We start from the raw sequence: 21,098 nt of genomic DNA, 5'->3' as shown, positions 1-21,098 counted from the left end.
TGCTGCGTGTGGTTGGTAAAGTAAGCGGATTTTGTTTTCCGCCCCAGCTTTCAGGATTATCCCTTAGTATGTTGAAAAAATTTCGTGGCATGTTTTCCAATGACCTGTCCATTGACCTGGGTACCGCGAATACCCTTATTTATGTAAAAGGACAAGGCATCGTATTGAATGAGCCTTCTGTTGTGGCCATTCGTCAGGATCGTGCAGGCTCGCCGAAAAGCGTGGCCGCAGTGGGTCATGACGCGAAGCAGATGCTGGGTCGTACCCCTGGCAACATCGCCGCTATTCGCCCAATGAAAGACGGCGTTATCGCTGATTTCTTCGTGACTGAAAAAATGCTTCAGCACTTCATCAAGCAGGTTCACAGCAACAGCTTCATGCGCCCAAGCCCGCGTGTTCTGGTGTGTGTGCCGGTTGGCGCAACTCAGGTAGAACGTCGCGCAATCCGTGAATCTGCCCAGGGTGCAGGCGCACGTGAAGTGTTCCTGATTGAAGAGCCAATGGCTGCGGCAATCGGTGCGGGTCTGCCTGTTTCTGAAGCCACCGGTTCTATGGTGGTGGATATCGGTGGTGGTACCACTGAAGTGGCCGTTATCTCACTGAACGGCGTGGTGTACTCCTCCTCCGTACGTATCGGTGGTGACCGCTTCGATGAAGCCATCATCAATTACGTGCGCCGTAACTACGGCTCTCTGATCGGTGAAGCCACCGCAGAGCGTATCAAACACGAAATCGGTTCTGCATATCCAGGCGATGAAGTGCGTGAGATCGAAGTGCGTGGCCGTAACCTGGCGGAAGGTGTTCCACGCGGCTTTACCCTGAACTCCAACGAAATTCTGGAAGCACTGCAGGAACCACTGACGGGCATCGTGAGCGCTGTAATGGTTGCGCTGGAACAGTGCCCACCAGAGCTGGCGTCCGACATCTCCGAGCGCGGTATGGTTCTGACCGGTGGTGGTGCGCTGCTGCGTAACCTCGACCGCCTGTTGATGGAAGAGACAGGTATTCCTGTCGTAGTTGCAGAAGATCCACTGACTTGCGTCGCCCGCGGTGGTGGCAAGGCGCTGGAAATGATCGACATGCACGGCGGCGACTTGTTCAGCGAAGAGTAGTCATGGTGAAAGGGTAGCGAATCGCTACCCTTTCTCTCTGACACGAGAATACGCATAGCCTATGAAGCCAATTTTTAGCCGTGGCCCATCGCTACAGTTTCGCCTCATTCTGGCGGTTCTGGTTGCGCTTGGCGTCATTATTGCCGATAGCCGCCTCGGTACGTTCAGCCAGATCCGAACGTACATGGATACCGCCGTCAGTCCTTTCTACTTTATATCAAATGGTCCCCGTGAACTGCTCGACTCCGTTTCTCAAACGCTGTCTTCACGAGACCAGCTCGAACTTGAAAACCGGGCATTACGCCAGGAATTGCTGCTGAAAAACAGCGAACTGCTGATGCTGGGGCAATACAAGCAGGAAAACGCGCGTCTGCGTGAACTGCTCGGCTCGCCGCTGCGTCAGGACGAGCAGAAGATGGTTACCCAGGTGATCTCCACCGTGAACGACCCTTACAGCGATCAGGTTGTGATCGACAAAGGGAGCGTGAACGGGGTGTATGAAGGTCAGCCCGTCATTAGTGATAAGGGCGTAGTAGGCCAGGTCGTTGCCGTCGCCAAACTGACCAGCCGCGTGCTGCTGATTTGCGACGCCACCCACGCACTGCCGATCCAGGTCCTGCGTAACGATATCCGCGTGATTGCGGCCGGTAACGGCTGTACGGACGATCTGCAGCTTGAACATCTGCCTGCTAACACGGACATCCGTGTCGGCGACGTGCTGGTGACGTCCGGTCTCGGTGGACGCTTCCCTGAAGGTTACCCGGTTGCGGTGGTCTCTTCGGTTAAGCTGGATACGCAGCGTGCATACACCGTGATTCAGGCCCGTCCAACCGCCGGTTTACAGCGTCTGCGCTACCTGCTGCTGCTCTGGGGTGCCGATCGTAACGGTGCTAACCCGATGACGCCTGAAGAGGTGCATCGCGTGGCGAATGAACGCCTGATGCAGATGATGCCGCAGGTTCTTCCGCCAGCGGACTCTATGGGGCCGCCTGCGCCCGTGCCTGCGCCGGCAACCGGGTTAACGCAGCCGCAGCCTGATGCGCCGCCACCGCCTAAACTCTCTTCGGGAGGGCAGTAGTGGCAAGCTATCGTAGCCAGGGACGCTGGGTCATCTGGCTCTCGTTCCTCATTGCACTGTTGCTGCAGATTATGCCCTGGCCGGATAACATTCTCGTTTTCCGGCCAAACTGGGTCTTGCTCATTTTACTTTACTGGATCCTTGCCCTGCCGCATCGCGTAAATGTCGGCACGGGTTTTGTGATGGGTGCCATACTGGATCTCATTAGTGGCTCTACGCTGGGCGTGCGCGCCCTGTCCATGAGCATTATTGCGTACCTCGTCGCACTGAAATTCCAGCTCTTCCGTAACCTCGCGCTCTGGCAACAGGCCCTGGTCGTGATGCTGTTGTCGCTTGCTGCGGATATCGTTGTTTTCTGGGCAGAGTTTTTAGTGATCAACGTCTCTTTCCGACCGGAAGTGTTCTGGAGTAGTGTAGTAAACGGTGTGCTCTGGCCGTGGCTATTCCTGCTGATGCGTAAGGTTCGCCAGCAGTTTGCTGTGCAATAAAAGGTTTCTATGACGTCTCTGTATCTTGCTTCCGGCTCCCCGCGCCGTCAGGAACTCCTGACGCAGTTAGGGGTCTCTTTTGAACGCATCGTGACCGGCATTGAAGAAAAACGTGCTGAGGGCGAAAGTGCTCAGCAGTACGTGTCTCGTCTGGCACGCGAGAAAGCGCAGGCGGGCGTGGCCTGTGTGCCGCGCGATCTGCCCGTGCTGGGAGCAGATACCATCGTTATCCTTAACGGTGAAGTCCTCGAGAAACCGCATGACGCCGGCCATGCGGCGCGCATGCTGCGCAAGATGTCCGGGCAAACGCACCAGGTGATGACGGCCGTCGCGCTGGCGGACAGCCAGCACGTGCTGGATTGCCTGGTGGTTACGGATGTCACGTTCAGAGTGATTACCGACGACGAGATCGCCGCTTATATTGCCAGCGGTGAACCGATGGATAAAGCAGGTGCATACGGTATTCAAGGGTTGGGTGGCTGTTTTGTCAGGAAGATTAATGGCAGCTATCACGCCGTAGTCGGCTTACCGCTGGTGGAAACGTATGAGTTGCTGAGCAATTTTAACTCACTGCGTGAGGGAAGGGATAATTATGACGGCTGAATTGTTGGTAAACGTAACGCCATCGGAAACCCGTGTGGCCTATATTGACGGTGGCATTCTTCAGGAAATTCATATTGAGCGTGAAGCGCGGCGCGGAATAGTAGGCAATATCTACAAAGGTCGTGTCAGTCGTGTACTGCCGGGTATGCAGGCGGCTTTTGTAGATATTGGACTGGATAAGGCGGCATTTTTACATGCCTCCGACATCATGCCGCACACCGAGTGCGTCGCGGGCGAAGAGCAAAAGCAGTTTGCCGTGCGCGACATTTCCGAGCTGGTGCGTCAGGGCCAGGACTTAATGGTGCAGGTGGTGAAAGACCCCCTTGGCACCAAAGGTGCCCGTCTGACCACCGACATTACCTTACCTTCCCGCTATCTGGTCTTTATGCCCGGCGCGTCACACGTGGGCGTTTCGCAGCGTATTGAGAGCGAAAGCGAGCGCGAGCGGCTGAAGAAAGTGGTCAGCGCCTACTGCGATGAACAGGGCGGGTTTATTATCCGTACCGCTGCAGAAGGGATCAGCGAAGAAGACCTGGCGTCGGATGCGGCTTACCTGAAGCGCGTCTGGACCAAAGTGATGGAGCGTAAAAAACGCAACCAGACTCGCTACCAGCTGTACGGTGAGCTGGCGCTTGCGCAGCGCGTGCTGCGTGATTTTGCCGACGCGCAGCTCGACCGCATCCGCGTGGACTCTCGCCTGACATATGAAGCGCTGCTGGAGTTTACCGCTGAATACATCCCGGAAATGCCGGGCCTGCTGGAGCATTACACCGGGCGTCAGCCGATCTTCGATCTCTATGATGTCGAAAACGAGATCCAGCGAGCCCTGGAGCGTAAGGTCGAACTGAAGTCCGGCGGCTATCTGATCATCGATCAGACCGAAGCGATGACCACCGTCGATATCAACACCGGCGCGTTTGTCGGTCATCGCAATCTGGACGACACCATCTTCAACACCAACATCGAAGCCACGCAGGCGATTGCGCGTCAGCTTCGTCTGCGCAACCTCGGCGGCATTATCATCATCGACTTTATCGATATGAGTAATGAAGACCATCGTCGTCGCGTGCTGCACTCGCTGGAACAGGCGCTGAGTAAAGATCGCGTGAAGACCAGCATCAATGGCTTCTCGCAGCTCGGCCTGGTGGAAATGACCCGGAAACGGACCCGCGAAAGCGTGGAACATGTCCTGTGTAATGAGTGTCCAACCTGCCATGGACGCGGAACGGTAAAGACGGTGGAGACGGTCTGCTACGAGATCATGCGTGAAATTGTCCGTGTCCATCATGCCTACGACTCAGACCGTTTTCTGGTCTATGCTTCCCCTGCGGTGGCTGAAGCCCTGAAAGGCGAAGAGTCGCACGCGCTGGCGGAAGTGGAAATCTTTGTCGGCAAACAGGTAAAAGTACAAATTGAACCGCTCTATAACCAGGAGCAGTTTGACGTCGTAATGATGTAAAACGCAGTACGCTGCGTGACGAAAGCTGACAAGGAGAGATGCGTGAGGCGATTGCCGGGGATTTTAGTGCTTACAGGGGCAACGCTGGTCGTGATTGTCGCGTTGCTCGTGAGCGGGCTACGCCTCGTTTTACCGCATCTGGACAGCTGGCGTCCGCAGCTGCTGGCGAAAATCGAATCCACCACCGGCGTGCCGGTCGACGTAAGCCAGGTTAGCGCCAGCTGGCAGAATTTTGGCCCGACGCTGGATGTCCGTGACATCAACGCCAGCCTGAAAGATGGCGGTCATCTCAAAATCAAACGCGTAACCCTGGCGCTGGACGTCTGGCAAAGCCTGCTGCATCTGCGCTGGCAGTTTCGCGATCTCACCTTTTATCAACTCCAGTTTCTGACCAATACGCCGCTGACGGGCGGTGATAACAATCAGGGCCTGGAAGCCAACCGCTTCAGCGATCTCTTCCTCCGCCAGTTCGATCATTTCGATCTGCGCGACAGCGAAGTGAGCTTTATTACCCTTTCTGGCCAGCGCGCCGAACTGGCGATCCCGCAGCTGACCTGGCTTAACGGCAAGGATCGACACCGCGCCGAGGGGCAGGTCAATCTTTCCAGCCTGAACGGCCAGCACGGCGTCATGCAGGTGCGTATGGACTTGCGTGACGATGACGGCCTGTTAAACAACGGCAAAGTCTGGCTGCAGGCCGACGATGTGGATGTAAAGCCCTGGCTCGGCGACTGGCTGCAGCAAAACATGCAGCTGGAAACCGCCCGTTTCAGCCTTGAGGGCTGGATGACCCTGACGAAAGGGAAATTTGCCAGCGGCGATATCTGGCTGAAGCAAGGGGGCGCGAGCTGGAAGGGTGAAAGACAGCAGCATCAGCTTTCCGTTGATAACCTCACCGCGCACGTGACGCAGGAAAAAGAGGGCTGGCAGTTCGCCATCCCGGATACGCGCATCACGATGGACGGCAAGCCGTGGCCGCGCGGTGCGCTGACGCTGGCCTGGATGCCGGAGCAGGACGTGGGCGGCGCGGCGAGTAAACGCAGCGATGAGCTGCGCATCCGCGCCAGTAACCTGGATCTGGCGGCCATTGAAGGCCTGCGCTCCATGGCGGCAAAGCTCTCTCCGGACCTGGGCGAGATCTGGCTGGCAACGCAGCCGAGCGGAAAAATTGATTCTCTGGCGCTGGATATCCCGCTTCAGGCGACGGAAAAAACCCGTTTCCAGGCAACATGGAAAGATCTTGCCTGGAAGCAGTGGAAGATGCTGCCGGGCGCGGAGCATTTCAGCGGCAAGCTGGAAGGCAGCGTGGAGAACGGCAGGCTCACGGCCGATATGCACAACGCTAAAATGCCTTACGAGACGGTCTTCCGCGCGCCGCTGGAAATTGAGCAGGGCAGCGCGGTGCTTAACTGGCTCCGTAACGATAAGGGCTTCCAGCTTGATGGTCGCCATATCGACGTCAAAGCCAAAGCGGTACACGCGCGGGGTGACTTCCGCTATTTACAGCCGCAGGGTGACGAACCGTGGCTGGGCATTCTGGCCGGGATCAGTACCGATGACGGTTCTCAGGCCTGGCGCTATTTCCCGGAAAATCTGATGGGTAAAGCGCTGGTCGACTATCTGAGCGGCGCAATTCAGGGCGGTCAGGCGGAAAACGCCACGCTGGTCTACGGCGGTAACCCGCATCTTTTCCCGTACAAACATAATGAGGGGCAGTTCCAGGTGCTGGTGCCGCTGCACGACGCCACCTTCGCGTTCCAGCCGGGCTGGCCCGCGCTGAAAAACCTGGATATCGAGCTTAACTTCCTCAACGACGGATTATGGATGAAGGCGGACAGCGTTGCGCTGGGAGGCGTAACGGCCAGCAACCTGACGGCCAACATCCCGGACTACTCAAAAGAGAAGCTGCTGATTGATGCCGACATCAACGGCCCGGGGAAAGCGGTGGGGCCGTACTTTGAGGAGACGCCACTCAAAGAGTCGCTGGCGGCGACCCTTCAGCAGCTCCAGCTCGATGGCGATGTGAATGCTCGCTTACATCTGGATATCCCGCTGGACGGTGAAATGACCACCGCCAAAGGTGACGTCCGTCTGAAGAACAACAGCCTGTACATTAAACCGCTTGATAGCACCCTGAAAGACCTCAGCGGACAGTTCAGCTTTGTGAACGGTAATTTGAAAAGCGAGCCGCTGACCGCCAGCTGGTTTAATCAGCCGGTGAATATCGACTTCTCAACAGCCGAGGGGCAAAAGGCTTATCAGGTGGCCGTTAATCTGGACGGCAACTGGCAGCCGTCGCGTATGGATGTCCTGCCGAAGCCGATTGAGGCGTCAGTAGCGGGCGCGGTCGCCTGGCAGGGCAAAGTGGCAATCGACCTGCCTTATCACGCGGGTGCACACTATAAGGTCGACATTACGGGTGACCTGAAGAATCTTCAAAGCCAACTGCCTGCGCCGCTGGATAAACAGGCGGGACAGCCGCTGCCGGTGAAGCTTAACGTTGATGGCAATCTGGACAGCTTCGCGCTGACCGGAAGCGCGGGCGGAACAAACCACTTTAACAGCCGCTGGCTGCTTAACCGCAAGCTTACCCTCGACAAAGCCATCTGGACGACGGACAGCAAAACCACGCCGCCGTTGCCTGAGCATGCGGGCGTTGAGCTGAATCTCCCGCCGATGGACGGCGCGGAGTGGCTGGCGCTGTTCCAGAAAGGCGTTGGGCAAAACGTTGATGAGGCCGCCCAGTTCCCGCAGACCATTACCGTACGTACGCCGTCGCTGATGCTGGGCGGACAGCAGTGGAACAATCTGAGCATTGTCTCCCAGCCAACCGCTAACGGCTCAAAAGTGGAGGCGCAGGGCCGGGAAATCAACGGCACGCTGACCATGCGCAATAACGCGCCGTGGCAGGCAGCGATCCGCTATCTCTACTACAACCCGGCTGCTGCGAGTAAAGATAAACCGGCGAATACATCGCCGCTGAGTAATACTACTCGCGTCGATTTTAGCGGCTGGCCCGATCTGCAGCTGCGCTGCGCGGAGTGCTGGCTGTGGGGGCAAAAATATGGCCGTATCGACGGTGATTTTGCCATCCAGGGGAATACGCTCAAGCTCTCCGGCGGATTGATCGACACCGGCTTTGGCCGCATGACGGCGGGTGGAGAGTGGGTGAATAACCCGGGCGAGCAGCGCACGTCTCTGAAGGGCGACATTAAAGGCAACAAGCTGGATGCGGCAGCCAACTTCTTTGGCATCAGCACGCCGCTGCGCGGCTCCTCGTTTAACGTTAATTACGATCTTCACTGGCGTGCCGCGCCGTGGACACCGGACGAAGCGTCACTGAACGGTATTCTGAAAACACACTTTGGCAAAGGTGAAATCGCCGACGTGAGCACGGGGCGCGCCGGGCAGATCCTGCGCCTCCTCAGCTTTGATGCGCTGCTGCGCAAGCTGCGCTTCGATTTCAGCGACACCTTCAGCGAAGGTTTCTATTACGATTCCATCCGCAGTACGGCGTGGATCAAGGACGGCGTTCTGCACACGGACGACACGCTGGTGGATGGGCTGGAAGCGGACATCGCCATGAAAGGCTCAGTCAACCTCGTGCGTCGCGAGCTGGATATGGAAGCCGTGGTGGCGCCGGAAATTTCCGCCAGCGTGGGCGTGGCGGCGGCCTTTGTGGTTAACCCGATTGTCGGTGCGGCGGTGTTTGCCGCCAGTAAAGTGCTGGGGCCGCTGTGGAGCAAGGTCTCCATTCTGCGCTACCGCATTACCGGTCCGGTGGATAAACCGCAGATTAACGAGGTGCTGCGCCAGCCGCGCAAAGATGCACAGCAATGATTTGACGTGGGCTGGTAATTGCCTCACTCTCAATAAATACGATCTTTATACCGCCACGGGCGGCAACGAACGAGTAGCAATACTATGAGTCTGAACCTGGTAAGTGAACATTTGCTCGCAGCGAACGGCCTGAGCCATCAGGACCTGTTCTCCATTCTTGGTCAACTGACCGAACGCCGTCTCGACTACGGCGATCTCTATTTCCAGTCGAGCTATCACGAATCCTGGGTTTTAGAAGACAGCATCATCAAAGATGGCTCATATAACATTGACCAGGGCGTCGGCGTGCGCGCCATCAGCGGTGAAAAAACCGGTTTTGCCTATGCCGACCAGATTAGCCTGGCCGCGCTTGAGCAGAGCGCGCAGGCCGCGCGTACCATTGTGCGCGATGCCGGCGACGGTCGCGTGAAAACCCTGGGTGAAGTGCAGCACTCCGCGCTTTATACCAGCATCGACCCGCTGCAGAGCATGAGCCGCGAAGAGAAGCTGGACATCCTGCGCCGCGTGGACAAAGTGGCGCGCGCTGCCGACAAACGTGTTCAGGAAGTTTCCGCCAGCCTGAGCGGTGTGTATGAACTGATTCTGGTGGCGGCAACGGACGGTACGCTCGCGGCCGATGTGCGTCCGCTGGTGCGTCTCTCCATCAGCGTGCAGGTCGATGACAACGGCAAACGCGAGCGCGGCTCAAGCGGCGGCGGCGGTCGTTTCGGCTATGACTGGTTCCTGGGTGATGTTGACGGCGAAGCGCGCGCTGACGCGTGGGCTAAAGAAGCCGTGCGCATGGCGCTGGTGAATCTTAATGCTGTTGCGGCGCCGGCCGGGACATTCCCGGTGGTGCTGGGCGCAGGCTGGCCGGGCGTGCTGCTGCACGAAGCGGTGGGCCACGGTCTGGAAGGCGATTTTAACCGTCGTGGGACGTCCGTGTTCAGCGGCCAGATCGGACAGCTCGTCTCCTCTGAGCTTTGCACCGTAGTAGATGATGGCACCATGCTTGACCGCCGCGGCTCGATTTCTATCGACGATGAAGGTACGCCAGGCCAGTACAACGTGCTGATCGAAAACGGCGTTCTGAAAGGCTACATGCAGGACAAACTCAACGCGCGCCTGATGGGCGTAGCGCCAACGGGTAACGGCCGCCGTGAATCTTACGCGCACCTGCCGATGCCGCGCATGACCAACACTTATATGCTGCCGGGCAAATCCACGCCGCAGGAGATTATCGAATCCGTGGATTACGGTATCTTTGCGCCAAACTTTGGCGGCGGCCAGGTGGATATCACATCCGGTAAGTTTGTCTTCTCGACTTCAGAAGCGTACCTGATTGAGAAGGGCAAAGTGACCAAAGCGGTGAAGGGCGCGACCCTGATTGGCTCCGGCATTGAAGCGATGCAGCAGATTTCCATGGTCGGTAACGATCTGAAGCTGGATAACGGCGTGGGTGTTTGCGGTAAAGAAGGCCAGAGCCTGCCGGTTGGTGTGGGTCAGCCAACGCTGAAAGTGGATAATCTGACGGTGGGCGGCACGGCCTGACCTGAGCAAACATAAAAAATGGCGCTACAGATGTAGCGCCATTTTTTTAACGTAAGTTACCCAGCGGGATCTCCGGATCCGGCTCGTGAGTTATGCGGTTACGCAAGTCACGTCGAATGATTTCGATCGACCAGAACCAGACCAGATGACCCACGATCTCTGACACATGTTCATACCAGGGCAGATCAAACAGCGGTGGCGTCAGCCCCATCAGCGGGAAGGAGAGCATGTGAACAAAAAGCTGTGCCAATGCACCCGCCAGCAAACCCTGCCAGAGTTTAATTTTCGGGAAGACTTCAGCAACGACACAATACCCAACCGCGAAGACGATTGAGAAAATAATATGCGTGACGCCGACCCAGTTAAATATATGTCCGGCAAAGGTATAAACTGCTGCGTTAGGATCAACTACGCCCAGCCAGTCGCGTAAAAAAACATAGGGTGGATTTAAAAAATTGCGGGAGCAATCTATTTGGCCTGCGGCTCTTATTAATTGCTCAGGGCCGCATGCGCCGGTAAATAAATCGGTGGGACTGCGTGGCGGGAGTGGTACCTCGGCTCCCCATTTGACAAACGCGGAGACAATTCCTGCAATTAAGCCAATGAACGCGGCGAGTCCGTAGCGCCTGCGTGACGGCGGTGTTTGTTCAAATAGATTCATTTCGTTTCCTTGTTTAACGTCATCCTGCGAAATACATTTTATTATTCAAATCAGCAACAAAATAATAACAGTCTGAATGCCAGACTGTTTATAAGGTAAAGGGCAGGCGGCGGCAGTGTCAATTCGCTATTCCTGATAGAAGCTAAAGAATATTCCTGGATGAAGGCCGGCTTCATCCTGAAATATTAATGGCGCGGATATTTCAGAAATTAATTACTTATTCCTTTCTTCTTCCGCGCATTCCCTGAAACAGCTCTGCTACGTCGACAAAATAGTCGGTCAGATAGTTAATACACACCTGTACTTTGAGGGGCAGCTTGTCCTTCTCGGTATACAGAGCGTAGACCGGGCGTGGATCGGACTGATAGCGCGGGAAGAGGATCTCCAGCACGCCGCTGTTGATCTCATTGATCACCCACATCAGCGGCACGTAGGCGATCCCGGCGCCGGCCACCAGCCAGCGCGAAATGGTCATCGGATCGTTGGTGACGAACCGGCCTTCCGGCAGCAGCCTGGTGGAGATCCCTTCCGGAGCAATCAGTTCAAATTCATTATCGGGGCGGACGCTGTACTCCAGCCAGGAGTGGTTAGCGAGATCGGCAGGTTTCTCCGGCACACCGTACTGCGCCAGATAGCTCTTCGAGGCACAGACCACCATCGGCATGCTCCCGAGGCGACGCGAGAACAGGCTGGAGTCCTGCAACGCGCCAACGCGGATCACCACGTCTAATCCATCGGCGATCAGGTCTGGGGCAGGGATGCCCGTCACCAGATTGACGGTAAGCCCAGGGTACTCTTTCAGCATGTCCGCCGTCATGGCAGCGAGAACATTTTGTGCCATAGTTGAAGAACACCCTATACGCAGCGTGCCGATGGGCGTGTTGTTAAAGGCATAGAGTTGTTCGTGAACATCCTGCACTTCATGCAGCATGCGGCGACAGCCCTGATAGTAAATTTTACCGGCTTCCGTCAACCCGATGCTGCGGGTGCTGCGGTTGAGCAGCTTAACCTGAAGCTCATCTTCCAGTTTGGACACCGTCTGGCTGATGGATGAGACGCTCATCTGAAGCTGGCGCGCAGCGGCGGTAAATGAGCCGAGTTCAACCACTTTGGCGAAGACGGACATGCGTTTTAAACGTTCCATTGTTCACTCTGGCTTAAAAGTGATTTAGATCACATATGATAGATAACAGCATAACAGTTACGTTAATATATTATTAATTACATAACGGCTGCGCCATTCTCGCCCTGCGTTTCTAGCTCTCCTGCGATGGCGTGCGCTAAAAAATTCTGAAGCCTGCACTCTCTCTTATCAAGGTCAACATGAGTCTGTTTCCCGTTATCGTGGTGTTCGGTCTGTCGTTCCCACCGATATTTTTCGAGCTACTTTTATCACTGGCGATCTTCTGGCTGGTGCGCAAGGTGCTGGTCCCGACTGGGATCTACGATTTCGTCTGGCACCCTGCATTGTTCAATACCGCGCTGTATTGCTGCCTGTTTTACCTGATATCGCGCATGTTTGTCTGAGGTTGATGTGAAAACGCTAACAAGAAAAATCTCCCGCACCGCCATTACCATGGCGCTGGTTATCCTCGCGTTCATCGCTATTTTTCGCGCCTGGGTTTATTACACCGAATCACCGTGGACGCGTGACGCGCGCTTTAGCGCCGATGTGGTGGCAATTGCCCCCGACGTGGCCGGCCTTATCACGGCGGTTAACGTTCACGATAACCAGCTGGTGAAGAAAGATCAGGTCCTGTTCACCATCGACCAGCCTCGTTACCAGAAGGCGCTGGAGGAAGCAGAAGCAGACGTGGCCTATTACCAGGCGCTGGCCGCAGAGAAACGCCGAGAGGCAGGCCGTCGTAACCAGCTGGGCGTTCAGGCCATGTCCCGCGAAGAGATTGACCAGTCCAACAACGTGCTGCAAACCGTGCTGCACCAGTTAGCGAAAGCGCAGGCAACGCGCGATCTAGCGAAGCTCGACCTGGAGCGTACCGTGATCCGCGCGCCGGCCGATGGCTGGGTGACCAACCTGAACGTCTATGCCGGGGAGTTTATCACCCGTGGCTCAACCGCCGTGGCGCTGGTTAAACAGAACTCCTTCTACGTGCTCGCCTATATGGAAGAGACCAAGCTGGAGGGCGTTCGTCCGGGTTATCGCGCAGAAGTCACGCCGCTTGGCAGCAACCGCGTCTTTAAAGGTACCGTCGATAGCGTTGCCGCAGGGGTAACCAACTCCAGCAGCTCTAACGATGCCAAAGGGATGGCGACGGTAGATTCTAACCTGGAGTGGGTGCGTCTGGCGCAGCGCGTGCCGGTACGTATTCATCTGGATGAGCAGCAGGGCAACCTGTGGCCAGCGGGTACCACGGCGACGGTGGTGATCACCGGAGAAAAAGATCGGGATGCCAGCCAGGACTCCCTCTTCCGTAAAATTGCCCATCGCCTGCGCGAGTTTGGTTAATCGCCATGGGTATCTTTTCCATCGCCAGCCAGCACATTCGCTTCGCCGTGAAGCTGGCGTGCGCCATCGTGCTGGCGCTGTTCGTTGGCTTCCACTTCCAGCTTGAAACCCCTCGCTGGGCGGTGCTGACCGCCGCGATTGTCGCGGCGGGCCCTGCCTTCGCCGCGGGTGGAGAACCCTACTCTGGTGCGATCCGCTATCGCGGGATGCTGCGTATCATCGGGACGTTTATCGGCTGTTTCGCGGCGCTGACCATTATTATTCTGATGATCCGCACGCCGCTGCTGATGCTAATGGTGTGCTGCATCTGGGCAGGCTTCTGCACCTGGGTCTCGTCTCTGGTAAAAGTGGAGAACTCCTACGCCTGGGGGCTGGCGGGCTATACCGCGCTGATCATTGTCATCACCATCCAAAGCGAACCGCTGCTCGCGCCGCAGTTTGCCGTGGAGCGCTGCAGCGAGATTGTGATTGGTATTGTCTGCGCGATCGTGGCTGACCTGCTTTTCTCCCCGCGCTCGATCAAGCAAGAGGTGGATCGCGAGCTGGACGCGCTGATCGTTGCCCAGTACCAGCTGATGCAGCTGTGCATTAAACACGGCGACAGCGAAGAGGTGGATAAAGCCTGGAGCGGGCTGGTTCGTCGTACGCAGGCGCTGGAAGGGATGCGCAGCAACCTCAATATGGAGTCGTCTCGCTGGGCGCGGGCGAATCGTCGCCTTAAAGCCCTCAATACCGTCTCCTTAACGCTGATTACCCAGGCCTGCGAAACCTATCTCATCCAGAACACCCGGCCGGAAGTGGTCACCGATACGTTCCGCGAACTGTTTGCCGAGCCGGTAGAGACTGTACAGGACGTGCATAAGCAGCTTAAGCGCATGCGCCGGGTGATTGCCTGGACCGGGGAGCGCGAGACGCCGGTGACGATCTACACCTGGGTTGGGGCCGCAACGCGCTATCTGCTGCTTAAGCGCGGCGTGATCGGTAACACCAAAATCAGCGCGGCGGAAGAAGAGGTGCTCCAGGGCGAAGTGGTGATCAAGGCGGAGTCTGCCGAGCGCCATCACGCGATGGTCAACTTCTGGCGTACCACGCTTGCCTGTATGCTCGGCACGCTGTTCTGGCTGTGGACGGGCTGGACGTCCGGCAGCGGCGCGATGGTGATGATTGCCGTCGTGACCGCACTGGCGATGCGTCTGCCTAACCCGCGCATGGTCGCCATTGATTTCCTCTACGGCACCATCGCCGCGCTGCCGATAGGCGCGCTCTATTTCCTGGTCATCATCCCGTCGACGCAGCAGAGCATGCTGCTGCTCTGTATTAGCCTGGCGGTGATGGCGTTCTTTATCGGCATTGAAGTGCAAAAGCGCCGCCTGGGATCGCTGGGGGCGCTGGCGAGTACGATTAACATCATCGTGCTGGATAACCCAATGACCTTCCACTTCAGCCAGTTCCTCGACAGCGCGCTGGGTCAGCTGGTGGGCTGCTTCCTGGCGATGATGGTGATTCTGCTGGTCCGGGATAACTCGCAGGCGCGGACGGGGCGCGTATTGCTGAACCAGTTTGTATCGGCTGCCGTGTCGTCGATGACTACCAATACCGCGCGTCGTAAAGAGAACCACCTGCCCGCGCTCTACCAGCAGCTGTTTTTACTGCTGAACAAGTTCCCGGGCGACATAGCGAAGTTCCGCCTGGCGTTAACCATGATCATCGCGCACCAGCGTCTGCGCAACGCGCCGGTGCCGATCAACGACGATCTCTCGGCATTCCACCGTCAGCTGCGTCGTACCGCCGACCATGTGCTTTCCGCCAGCAGTGACGACAAACGCCGTCGTTACTTTACCCAACTGCTTGAAGAACTGGATATTTATCAGGAAAAGCTCAAGCACTGGCAAGCGCCGCCACAGGTGACCGAGCCGGTAGGGCGGCTGGTGTTTATGCTGCATCGCTACCAGAATGCCCTCACGGATAACTGACTGAAGTAAAAAAACCGACGCCAAAAGCGCCGGTTTTTTTGTGGCTATACTTATTCCAGCACGTACTTACATTCAGGAAGGGAGGACACATGACGACTCAGGCGCTTCAGGACAACACCCTTTTTCAGACCGGCTATCTGGTCGACGGCATCTGGAAAACGCTGGACACAACGTTTGATGTGCTGAACCCCGCGACCGGTGAGGTCATCGCTAAAGTTGCGAAAGCGGGGAAAGCGCAAACCGAAGAAGCGATCGCAGCGGCCACCAAAGCCTTCCCGGCATGGCGTGCCAAAACCGCGAAAGAGCGTTCGGCGATTCTGTACCGCTGGTACGAACTGATTATTGAAAATAAAAGCTGGCTCGGGCGGTTAATGACCACCGAGCAGGGCAAGCCCCTGAAAGAGGCGGAAGGGGAAGTGGAGTATGCCGCCAGCTTTATCCAGTGGTTCGCCGAAGAGGCCAAGCGCGCGAACGGTGAAATTATTCCGCCAATCAAGCCCGGCTCGCGCATTCTGGCGACCCGTGAGCCCATCGGCGTCGTCGCGGCCATCACGCCGTGGAACTTCCCGATGGCGATGCTCACCCGCAAGCTAGGCCCGGCGCTGGCAGCCGGGTGTACCGGTGTCATCAAACCGGCCAATAACACGCCGCTCAGCGCCTTTGCGCTGCTGACGCTGGCAAAACAGGCGGGCGTGCCCGACGGTGTGCTCAACGCGGTGGCCGGAAATACCCATGAAATCAGCGATGCGATCATGGCCAGCCACGACGTGCGTAAAATCTCCTTTACCGGTTCGACCTCCGTCGGCAAAACGCTGGTGCGCAACGCCGCAGAAACCATGAAAAAAGTCTCGATGGAGCTGGGGGGAAATGCTCCGTATATCGTCTTTGAGGATGCCGACATCGAGGCTGCGGTAAAAGGCGCAATTGCCAATAAATTCCGCAATGCCGGGCAGGTCTGCGTCAGCGTGAACCGCTTCTACATTCAGGAAACCGTCTACGACAAGTTTGTGAATAAGCTCGCAGATGCGGTTAATGCCCTTAAGGTGGGGAATGGCCTTGAGGACGGCGTCGTCGTCGGGCCGCTGATTGAATCCGCCGCGGTCGACAAGGTCCGTGAGCATGTTGAAGATGCTGTCACACGAGGGGCGACCGTGCTGGCGGGCGGCAAACCCCATCCGCTGGGCGGTAATTTCTGGATGCCAACCGTGCTGGGCGACTGTCACGAAGGCATGAAGCTGGCAGAAGAAGAGACGTTTGGTCCGGTTGCGGCGTGTTTCCGCTTCACCTCGGAAGATGAAGTCATCCAGCGTGCGAATAACACGCCTTACGGGCTGGCAGCTTACTTCTACACCCAGAACCTTTCCCGGGTTTTCCGCGTTTCACAGGCCATCGAGAGCGGGATGATTGGCATTAACGAGTGCGCCGTTTCCACCGAGCTGGGGCCTTTCGGCGGCGTAAAAGAGTCCGGTCTTGGACGTGAGGGATCCGTGCTGGGGCTGGAAGAGTATCTGGAAGTTAAAACCCTGCATATCGGGGGATTATAATAGACTGGGCGGCTGGCAATGAAAACCTATACTTTTGATTTTGACGAAATCGACAGTCAGGAAGACTTTTATCGGGAATTTATCCGGGCGTTTGATCTTGAACGGGAAAGCGTGACCAATCTGGATACGCTGTGGGACGTGGTCACCGGCAGCATGCTGCCGCTACCGCTGGAGATTGAGTTTATCCATCTGCCCGATAAGCTGCGCAGACGTTTCGGCGCGCTGATATTACTCTTCGATGAAGCGGAGGAAGAGCTTGAAGGACAGCTTCGCTTTAACGCGCGGCATTAAATGAAAAAAGCCCCTGACCACGAGGCCAGGGGCAAGTCGTATGATGAGATACGACGAGGGTTTATTTATACAGTTCAGCCGTGGCGTGCCAGTGGTCACCCTGATTCAGTTCGGTGACGCGATAGCTGCTGGCGCCTGCTTTTTCAGCTTTGGCGGCAAGTTCCTGACGAATGTCCATCGGGGAGCCGGTGACTGACGTTACGGAGACGCTGCCCATTGGCTGCAGATTTTGTGCCTGATCGGCATTTACTTGCTGTACGGCTGCGCTTGCGCCGAAAGAGAGAGCGGATGCCAGACCCAGGGTTGCGATGATCAATTTGGTTTTCATAGTCTTTACTCCTGAACAGGTTTTTGCTCAACGGCGAGAAGGGTTGAACTGCTATTTTTATGCCTGGTGCCGTTGAGTGGAGAGTTATGTCTTCAGTGATTACTTAAACTTATTTGTACAGCTCGGCGGTAGCGTGCCAGTGGTCACCGGAACGTGCTTCGATAATGCGATAGGATGACGCACCTTTTTCTTCCGCTTTTTTGTTCAGCATCTCATGCATGTCCATTGGAGACGTGCCAACAGCGCCGACAGAAACCGTACCGATTGCCTCACGGGATTGCGCCTGGTCAGCATTAATAGCGTCAGCCGCGAAAGCACCGAAGGACAGGACAGACAGGACGCTCAGCGCCGCTACAGTAGTTTTGATTTTCATGATTCTTACCTCGTCGAATTTTTTAGTGGGGTCTTGTTTCGTGACCCTCATCACAAAATCAAGTATACACTAATAACGTAAAAAATTAATACCAGACTAATGGTTTCCCTTGTTATTACGTGTTAAACACGCTTTTTTTTATAACCTAATTGCATAATGTTGGGTGTTTTGTGAGCAATTTGTGCTGGTATTTATAAGAAAATCATAGGGATAATGCTTTTTGATTTTTTGTGCGATTTACGGGATTGCTATTCACTGGATGAATGTTAATGAGTGGTAAAAAGCACTAATCGTCAAAGCAAGGGCAGTGAAATAAAGGGGGAAATGATGCGAGAGCAGAATGATCCCCGCAGCGGCGCTACGGGGGAGGACGCATTACAGTTCCTGTTCGAACAGAACCAGAATCGCTTCGTGGAGATCCTTCACGGAGAAACCGCTAGCCGGGGTGGTAAAGATGGTATCATCACCGGCAATGGTGCCGAGAATACCCTCTGTTTTTCCTAACGAGTCCAGCATGCGGGCAATCAGCTGCGCGGCACCCGGGCTTGTGTGGATGACCACAACGGCGTCGTTATAGTCGATATCCAGAACCAAATTCTTGAGCGGGCTGGAGGTGGTCGGCACGCCAAGTTCAGCCGGCAGGCAATAGACCATCTCCATCTTGGCGTTGCGGGTACGCACCGCGCCAAACTTGGTTAACATGCGGGAGACTTTCGACTGGTTGATGTTATCGAACCCTTGTTCCTGCAGCGCCTGAACAATTTCTCCCTGAGAACTGAATTTCTCTTCTTTAAGTAGCGCCTTAAACGCTTTTACCAATTCTTCTTGCTTAGACGAGCTTCGCATAAGTCACCCGGAATATGACGAAAGAAACAACATTATTATGCATGTGGATGAATTTTTATGCAAATTATCTGCTCAACGGCAGGCTGAAATAATGTTATGAAAGGGAGTGATTTTATCAGATTTCGTTATCAGAAAACATGCCTGGGTCACGCCGCGCAAATAAGCTTAAAAGTAAATTAAATGTTATCAAAATGATGTTGTTTTGGTGGCGTGGCAGGGTGTATTGTAACCACCTCTTAATTCGTTGCCATCTGTCGTCAGATAGCTTTCTGGTGAGAGATAAAGTCGTGTGACCTCAAATTCTTTAGCTTCGAAAATTGTAATTAAAGACATGCTGATTTAAGGTCGCGGCAACGGATTTACAGATACTTAAGTTAACCATAATAAGGAGTTTAGGATGAAAGTCGCAGTCCTCGGCGCTGCTGGTGGTATCGGCCAGGCGCTTGCCCTACTACTGAAAACCCAACTGCCTTCAGGCTCAGAACTCTCCCTGTACGATATTGCTCCGGTAACCCCAGGCGTGGCGGTTGACCTGAGCCACATCCCGACCGCTGTAAAAATCAAAGGCTTCTCCGGTGAAGATGCGCGTCCTGCGCTGCAGGGTGCTGACGTGGTCCTGATTTCTGCAGGCGTGGCGCGTAAGCCAGGCATGGATCGTTCAGACCTGTTCAACGTCAACGCGGGCATCGTGAAAAACCTGGTGCAGCAGATCGCTGAAGTGTGCCCGAAAGCATGCATCGGTATCATCACTAACCCGGTGAACACCACCGTTGCTATCGCAGCCGAAGTGCTGAAGAAAGCGGGTGTGTACGACAAAAACAAACTGTTCGGCGTGACCACGCTGGATATCATCCGTTCCAACACCTTCGTTGCTGAGCTGAAAGGCAAACAGCCAACAGAAGTGGAAGTGCCGGTTATCGGCGGCCACTCTGGCGTGACTATTCTGCCTCTGCTGTCCCAGATCCCGGGCGTGAGCTTCACCGAGCAGGAAGTGGCTGACCTGACCAAACGAATCCAGAACGCGGGCACCGAAGTGGTGGAAGCGAAGGCGGGTGGCGGTTCTGCAACCCTGTCTATGGGCCAGGCGGCTGCACGTTTCGGTCTGTCACTGGTTCGCGCCCTGCAGGGCGAGAAAGGCGTTGTTGAATGCGCTTACGTTGAAGGCGACGGCGAACATGCCCGCTTCTTCTCTCAGCCGCTGCTGCTGGGCAAAAACGGTATTGAAGAGCGTAAGCCTATCGGTACGCTGAGCGCGTTTGAGCAAAACGCGATGGAAGGCATGCTGGACACGCTGAAGAAAGATATCACTTTGGGTGAAGAGTTCGTTAACAAGTAAAACGAAGTGTCTCCCGTAGGCCGGGTAAGCGTTAGCGCCACCCGGCAAAAAAACCGAAGCCAGTAAGTGCTTCGGTTTTTTTATGGGGCTAATTTGTTGCCGGGTATTCCTGAATCGTCACGTGCAGCGTCATTTTCTTATCGTTGCGCATGATTTCCACAGGGATGATCGAGCCAGGGCGAATTTCGGCCACCTGGTCCATCGTCTCCAGGGCAGAGACTGCCGGCGTGCCGTTAACCGACACGATGACATCATTAACCTGAATCCCCGCGTTAGCCGCCGGGCCACCCGGTGCCACCTCGTTGACGACGATGCCCTGAATCTGATCGATACCGCCGCCCTGAGTATGCATTGGCGCAATTTCGCGCCCGCCGATACCGATATAGCCGCGGATCACGCGTCCGTCGCGGATCAGCTTATCCATAATCTTGGTCGCCAGCTGGAACGGAATAGCAAAGCCGATCCCTTCCGGCGTCTCGCCGTCGTTGCTTTTATCGAACGAGAGGGTGTTGATGCCCATCAGTTCGCCCAGCGAGTTGACCAGCGCGCCGCCGGAGTTGCCGTGGTTGATTGATGCATCCGTCTGCAGGAAGTTCTGCCGTCCTGACGGGTTGAGGCCGATTCGACCGGTCGCGCTGATAATTCCCTGCGTGATGGTCTGGCCCAGGTTGTACGGGTTACCGATCGCCAGCACCACATCGCCGATGTGCGGCGTACGTTTACGGTTGATCGGAATGACCGGCAATCCGCCCGTGGCGTTAATCTTCAGCACGGCCAGATCGGTCAGGCTGTCTGAACCCACAAGCAACGCCTCAAACACGCGGCCATCCTGCAGGGCGACGATGATCTGGTCGGCATCGTTGATCACGTGTTTGTTCGTAATAATGTAGCCGCGCTCGTCCATAATCACCCCGGAGCCAAGGGTGCGGATCTCAAGCTGGTTATGTGCTGAGCTGTTGAGGCCGCGGTTATAAACGTTAACCACGGCAGGGGCGGCACGGCGAACGGCCTGGTTATAGGTCGCCGGCGTTTCATCCGTGCTGTCGAACTGGGGGGCAGACAGCTTATTAAACTGACGCAAAGACGGCATCGCCAGTAGCAGCAGGCCTGCGACAATCAAACCGATGACAATGGAACGTAAGAGCTTTAAAAGCATGATGCGCGTGTCG

The 21,098-nt window shown here is 56.0% G+C and carries 19 protein-coding genes; 13 read left to right on the top strand and 6 right to left on the bottom strand.

Annotation, left to right across the window (positions count from 1 at the left end; all coding sequences use genetic code 11):
- Window positions 1-68 precede the first annotated feature (68 nt).
- From mreB to tldD, 7 genes are all read left to right on the top strand, one after another.
- Window positions 69-1,112 (top strand): rod shape-determining protein MreB, encoded by a 1,044-nt coding sequence (gene mreB / locus IB212_RS20745; RefSeq protein ID WP_000913396.1) that lies wholly within the window; start codon window positions 69-71, stop codon window positions 1,110-1,112.
- Window positions 1,113-1,173: 61 nt separating this feature from the next.
- The gene (gene mreC, locus IB212_RS20740; RefSeq protein WP_028014605.1) at window positions 1,174-2,190 is read left to right on the top strand and encodes a rod shape-determining protein MreC; all 1,017 of its coding nucleotides are present in this window, start codon (window positions 1,174-1,176) and stop codon (window positions 2,188-2,190) included.
- On the top strand, window positions 2,190-2,678 hold the full coding sequence (mreD, locus tag IB212_RS20735; protein WP_008502849.1) for a rod shape-determining protein MreD: 489 nt from the start codon (window positions 2,190-2,192) through the stop codon (window positions 2,676-2,678). The genes mreC and mreD overlap by 1 nt, the downstream gene beginning before the upstream one ends.
- A gap of 9 nt (window positions 2,679-2,687) precedes the next feature.
- Window positions 2,688-3,281, top strand: coding sequence for a nucleoside triphosphate pyrophosphatase (locus tag IB212_RS20730; protein ID WP_041907832.1), 594 nt, complete (start codon window positions 2,688-2,690; stop codon window positions 3,279-3,281).
- On the top strand, window positions 3,271-4,740 hold the full coding sequence (gene rng / locus IB212_RS20725; RefSeq protein ID WP_008502847.1) for a ribonuclease G: 1,470 nt from the start codon (window positions 3,271-3,273) through the stop codon (window positions 4,738-4,740). Before IB212_RS20730 ends, rng begins: the two co-directional genes overlap by 11 nt.
- A gap of 42 nt (window positions 4,741-4,782) precedes the next feature.
- Window positions 4,783-8,580 (top strand): AsmA2 domain-containing protein YhdP, encoded by a 3,798-nt coding sequence (gene yhdP, locus IB212_RS20720; RefSeq protein ID WP_047367035.1) that lies wholly within the window; start codon window positions 4,783-4,785, stop codon window positions 8,578-8,580.
- An 84-nt stretch (window positions 8,581-8,664) separates the two neighbouring features.
- Window positions 8,665-10,110, top strand: a complete 1,446-nt coding sequence (gene tldD, locus IB212_RS20715) for a metalloprotease TldD (protein ID WP_028014602.1) — start codon at window positions 8,665-8,667, stop codon at window positions 10,108-10,110.
- Between the two features lie 46 nt (window positions 10,111-10,156).
- On the opposite strand, the gene IB212_RS20710 is transcribed toward tldD, so the two are convergent.
- Window positions 10,157-10,771 carry a YagU family protein gene (locus IB212_RS20710; protein WP_032644925.1) on the bottom strand — a complete coding sequence of 205 codons (615 nt, stop codon included), beginning with the start codon at window positions 10,769-10,771 and terminating at the stop codon, window positions 10,157-10,159.
- A gap of 217 nt (window positions 10,772-10,988) precedes the next feature.
- Window positions 10,989-11,915: an HTH-type transcriptional activator AaeR gene (gene aaeR / locus IB212_RS20705; RefSeq protein ID WP_028014600.1), complete on the bottom strand. Its 927-nt coding sequence runs from the start codon at window positions 11,913-11,915 to the stop codon at window positions 10,989-10,991.
- 179 nt (window positions 11,916-12,094) lie between these two features.
- Here aaeR and aaeX point away from each other — a divergent pair, with 179 nt between their 5' ends.
- The 5 genes from aaeX to IB212_RS20680 all read left to right on the top strand — a co-directional run bounded on the left by aaeX (window position 12,095) and on the right by IB212_RS20680 (window position 17,046).
- On the top strand, window positions 12,095-12,298 hold the full coding sequence (aaeX, locus tag IB212_RS20700; protein WP_003860416.1) for a p-hydroxybenzoic acid efflux pump operon protein AaeX: 204 nt from the start codon (window positions 12,095-12,097) through the stop codon (window positions 12,296-12,298).
- Window positions 12,299-12,305: 7 nt separating this feature from the next.
- Entirely contained in the window at window positions 12,306-13,238 is a 933-nt protein-coding gene (gene aaeA / locus IB212_RS20695; protein WP_028014599.1) for a p-hydroxybenzoic acid efflux pump subunit AaeA, read from the top strand.
- Window positions 13,239-13,243: 5 nt separating this feature from the next.
- Entirely contained in the window at window positions 13,244-15,211 is a 1,968-nt protein-coding gene (gene aaeB / locus IB212_RS20690) for a p-hydroxybenzoic acid efflux pump subunit AaeB (RefSeq protein WP_041907837.1), read from the top strand.
- An 89-nt stretch (window positions 15,212-15,300) separates the two neighbouring features.
- Window positions 15,301-16,755, top strand: coding sequence for an NAD-dependent succinate-semialdehyde dehydrogenase (locus IB212_RS20685; RefSeq protein WP_028014597.1), 1,455 nt, complete (start codon window positions 15,301-15,303; stop codon window positions 16,753-16,755).
- 18 nt (window positions 16,756-16,773) lie between these two features.
- Entirely contained in the window at window positions 16,774-17,046 is a 273-nt protein-coding gene (locus tag IB212_RS20680; RefSeq protein WP_028014596.1) for a barstar family protein, read from the top strand.
- Window positions 17,047-17,107: 61 nt separating this feature from the next.
- Here IB212_RS20680 and yhcN (IB212_RS20675) read toward each other — a convergent pair whose 3' ends face one another.
- The 3 genes from yhcN (IB212_RS20675) to argR form a co-directional block, all read right to left on the bottom strand.
- The gene (gene yhcN / locus IB212_RS20675; protein ID WP_028014595.1) at window positions 17,108-17,374 is read right to left on the bottom strand and encodes a peroxide/acid stress response protein YhcN; all 267 of its coding nucleotides are present in this window, start codon (window positions 17,372-17,374) and stop codon (window positions 17,108-17,110) included.
- A gap of 109 nt (window positions 17,375-17,483) precedes the next feature.
- A complete protein-coding gene (gene yhcN / locus IB212_RS20670) occupies window positions 17,484-17,747 on the bottom strand; it encodes a peroxide/acid stress response protein YhcN (protein WP_014885423.1) in 264 nt (87 codons plus the stop codon).
- Between the two features lie 375 nt (window positions 17,748-18,122).
- Window positions 18,123-18,593, bottom strand: a complete 471-nt coding sequence (argR, locus tag IB212_RS20665; protein ID WP_008502836.1) for a transcriptional regulator ArgR — start codon at window positions 18,591-18,593, stop codon at window positions 18,123-18,125.
- 397 nt (window positions 18,594-18,990) lie between these two features.
- On the opposite strand from argR, the gene mdh reads away from it, so the two are divergent.
- A complete protein-coding gene (gene mdh / locus IB212_RS20660) occupies window positions 18,991-19,929 on the top strand; it encodes a malate dehydrogenase (RefSeq protein WP_028014594.1) in 939 nt (312 codons plus the stop codon).
- 88 nt (window positions 19,930-20,017) lie between these two features.
- On the opposite strand, the gene degS is transcribed toward mdh, so the two are convergent.
- A complete protein-coding gene (gene degS, locus IB212_RS20655; RefSeq protein ID WP_028014593.1) occupies window positions 20,018-21,085 on the bottom strand; it encodes an outer membrane-stress sensor serine endopeptidase DegS in 1,068 nt (355 codons plus the stop codon).
- Between the last annotated feature and the right edge of the window lie 13 nt (window positions 21,086-21,098).

The organism is Enterobacter sp. E12 (genome assembly GCF_014596715.2).
In the GTDB taxonomy this organism is placed as follows: Bacteria; Pseudomonadota; Gammaproteobacteria; order Enterobacterales; family Enterobacteriaceae; genus Enterobacter; species Enterobacter bugandensis.
Note: the sequence above shows the minus strand (reverse complement) of the source record. Positions and strands in the feature narration are given on the sequence as shown.